This is a genomic window from Halomicronema sp. CCY15110 (genome assembly GCF_016888165.1).
In the GTDB taxonomy this organism is placed as follows: domain Bacteria; phylum Cyanobacteriota; class Cyanobacteriia; order Phormidesmidales; family Phormidesmidaceae; genus Halomicronema.
In genome coordinates this window covers 1-3,177 of sequence record NZ_JACSWC010000048.1, presented here as the reverse complement: position 1 = coordinate 3,177, position 3,177 = coordinate 1, and the positions used below count along the sequence as shown (strand labels likewise).

The following is a 3,177-nucleotide window of genomic DNA, read 5'->3' as shown; positions in this document are numbered from 1 at the left end:
TAGCGACCCATCGAAGTATTAAACTCTCCTTTGAGATTTTCTCGATACAGGCCGTTAAAGCAGGTTTTGTTGAGATAAATCAGTCGGGCAGCGCGATGGATGGGCGATCGCATCTGATGATTTGCCCGCACTGCGTAGTAGTAGTCACTGCAATGGTGCTGCTGATGCTGCCGCAAAATCGCGATAACGGCCTCCACATCATCGCGAACACAACGATAGACATTAATCAGTTCGGGATTGAGGTCGCTGATGGTGGCTTGCTCACAGCGATCGCGTAGGTGAAAGAAGACGGCTCCACCACCTAAAAACGGCTCATAGTAGCGATGAATCCTATCTGGAAAGAACGGCTGATATTGGTCGAGTAGCTGCCTTTTGCCGCCCGCCCACTTCAGAAAGGGTATGGGCGGAGTATGGAAATGAGCGATCGCAGCAGTCATTTGATAAAAATCCTCGTGATTTCGTGATTACTAGAACCCCCACCCCGTTTGCCTCAGTTTGTTAGGGAATAAAGCGAAGGAGGCAGGTATCGTTTTATTCCCTAACAAACTGGAGACTCAGAAGCCCTCGAACAGGTTCAACTGCATGGGCTTGGGGGGAGGAATGAAACGCCCATCTCGCTTCACATAGACCTGGCGAAAGTCTAGTGGGTCCGCGATCGCCTCATCTCCTACCTGAAGCATCGGCGTAAACTTGCGTGACTGGCGGCGCAAAGGGCAGCATTTCCACCGACCATTACGGCCCACAAGTCGCCAGCCCTTTGACCTGGCCCAGCGGCTCACGGCATCGATCAGCGCTAACTCCTGGTCTTCGAGAATGGCAAACTGTTCATCTGAATCGGCCTGATCCATCGCCCATCGCAGACTGCGCATCAGACTGCGCTCGATGATGTGGACATGCTCCACAAACGGGAGAAACCCAGCCCAATCGGGCAGTTCCGCAAAGACCTCTTCAGGGCTAAACAGGGCATCATAGCGCTCGATTTGGCGACGGCCTCGCTTCCGCTTGCGTTGGGCGACAGCCACCCGCAAGCGATCGCCCTCAAAATCTTCAACAACGCCGTTTACCCAGGTCTGAATGAGGCGCTGCCCCGGCAACTCGTCCGGGCGACCCAGCACCCAGACGGCTTGCCCTGCGGAGAATCCGGCATGGCTCGCCAACCGAGTCGGATACGGAATCTGCATGAGAGAACGCACCCGGCAAACCAGTCTCTTGCCGGACAGCGTGGGCCGACCTCGGGAACTGATCCTGCTAATCCAGACGCGGGGAGATTTGCCGCCCTTGCCGCAGATATCAATCTCGCCAACGCGGGTAGAGCCGGAGAAAATGCCAATCTCGAAAGCGATCGCTGCCTTCAGCACCTCGTCACTCGCGCCAAAGCGCTGCAACCGATGCCAGCGGCCTTTTGCGCCTTCAACGGTATGCAAGAGATCCTTCAGGCGCTTGTCAGCCTCTTGGTCGGTGATGGTTTGCGTAGCGACTAATTTCACGCCGACCTCCTCGCCGAAAGCGATTCCAGCCACGTCACGAGAGCGGGCAGTTCATCGGCAGATAGCTCGCTTGCCGAGGTAACGTAGCGTGTACTCGGGCAGTCTCCAGAGGCATCGGGCAAGAGATATCCGGTTTCGCGGAGCAGCGCCCCCAAGCGCCTTGACCATTCCTGCCAAGTCATCGCCGGGGCAGGCTCCGCAACAAACTCAGCCCCAGTCACCGGAGCTGCTGTTGCATCCTCTAGGGCCAACTGCCAATAGGGAGTTGGGTGGCTGCGCTTGCCCTCCAGGAAATTGTGGGCATGGGGAATTTCACAGGCCCGGTGGTCGGGATTGCAGCGCACCCAGCCGAGATACTGGCTCGACCCAGCACTCACCTGCTGCAAATTCACCCCGCTCTCGACCAGGTTCATCCACGACGCGGCGGCCCCAGCTTTGTCGCCATGCGCCTTGCCATACGGCTCGCACAGCTTTCGTTTATACCAGTCAAACCACTGGTAAAACTTGCCTGCTTCATAGCGAGGATCGCCTTCGAGCTGCCGATAAATACGCTCGGCCCTGCCAGCCTTAGACCTGCGATTCCGGTTTCGAGACCGCGCCTCGGAACTTTTGCCCTCTCCCGAACCCTTAAGCTCTCCAACCGGATTGTCGTGATGTGGTTTTGGGGAGTCCGGTTTTGATGAGCAGTCTTCTGGCTGTTCGGCTTGCTCAATTGGAATGACTTTTTGAACAGCCGGAGCAGACAAAGTTCCCCCTTGGGGGGCTAGGGGGGTCTTTGGTTCTATTGATGGTTCTATTGACGGTTTAAATGACGGATCGGGTGATCCATCGATCACCCCTGAGATGATCTCCTGATCACCCCTGGGGTGATCCCCATTGCACCCCTGGGGTGATCCATTGATCACCCCTAAAGCACTATCAGGGGTGTAATCTTTGCACCCCTCGATGGCCTCTTTTTCAGGGGTGTAATCTTTGCACCCCTGGTTTGCGCCTCCATCTTCGTGAGGGGTGTAATCTTTGCACCCCTGTTCAAGCTTCTGTTCTTTGCCCGCTTTGTAGGCTTCGTAACTTTGTTTGGGCTGGGCCTTGCTCCAGTCAAACTTCAGGTGAGCAGGTTCGTTGTGAGTCGCTGGCTTCGTCTCAACCACAACGCCAGAGGCTTTGAGCCGTTTCAAAATGAGTTGCACATTGCGCCTGGCATATCCAGTTTTCCAGGCAATGCGGTCAAGGGCGGGACGAATGCCCTCGCCATCGTCATGGGCATGGTCGGCCAGGGCCAGCATCACGGCCTGCTCTGGATGCGGGAACTCGTGTTCCCAAACTTTCACCATTTGCAAAATACTCATTGCACCTTCGTTCCTTTAAGCAGTCGATTTCGTCATCGGCGCTGTCGCTGTGAGCCACGATCGCCCCCTAAAAGAGAGCGATCGCCCTGTGGTTATGCCAAGCGGCGGCGATCGAGGGGAGCAATCGAGAACCCCCGATCGCTCAAGAATTTGTGGCAGTCCCGACCACCAGAAAACAGGCGCGACGGCCAGGGCGTTCCGTTGGCCCAGATGTTGGCTCTGCTGATGAGCAACTTGGCGGGATATTGAATCCCTTCGTGCTCCACGGCCCACCGCAGCGGTCGATGCTTGGGCGCGTATTGCCACCAGTAGGTGATCGCTTTGAGCAAATGAGGGCGATCGAT

At 56.3% G+C, this 3,177-nt stretch carries 3 protein-coding genes and 1 pseudogene; all 4 read right to left on the bottom strand.

Annotated elements, in window-relative coordinates; genetic code table 11:
- The coding region (locus tag JUK32_RS00425; protein ID WP_204136897.1) for a DNA adenine methylase at positions 1-437 on the bottom strand (437 nt) is incomplete at its 3' end.
- 117 nt (positions 438-554) lie between these two features.
- A complete protein-coding gene (locus JUK32_RS00420) occupies positions 555-1,487 on the bottom strand; it encodes a hypothetical protein (protein ID WP_204136896.1) in 933 nt (310 codons plus the stop codon).
- Positions 1,484-2,833, bottom strand: coding sequence for a hypothetical protein (locus tag JUK32_RS00415; protein ID WP_204136895.1), 1,350 nt, complete (start codon positions 2,831-2,833; stop codon positions 1,484-1,486). The genes JUK32_RS00420 and JUK32_RS00415 overlap by 4 nt, the downstream gene beginning before the upstream one ends.
- 92 nt (positions 2,834-2,925) lie before the next feature.
- Positions 2,926-3,177: pseudogene (locus JUK32_RS00410) on the bottom strand (hypothetical protein); the annotation flags it as partial.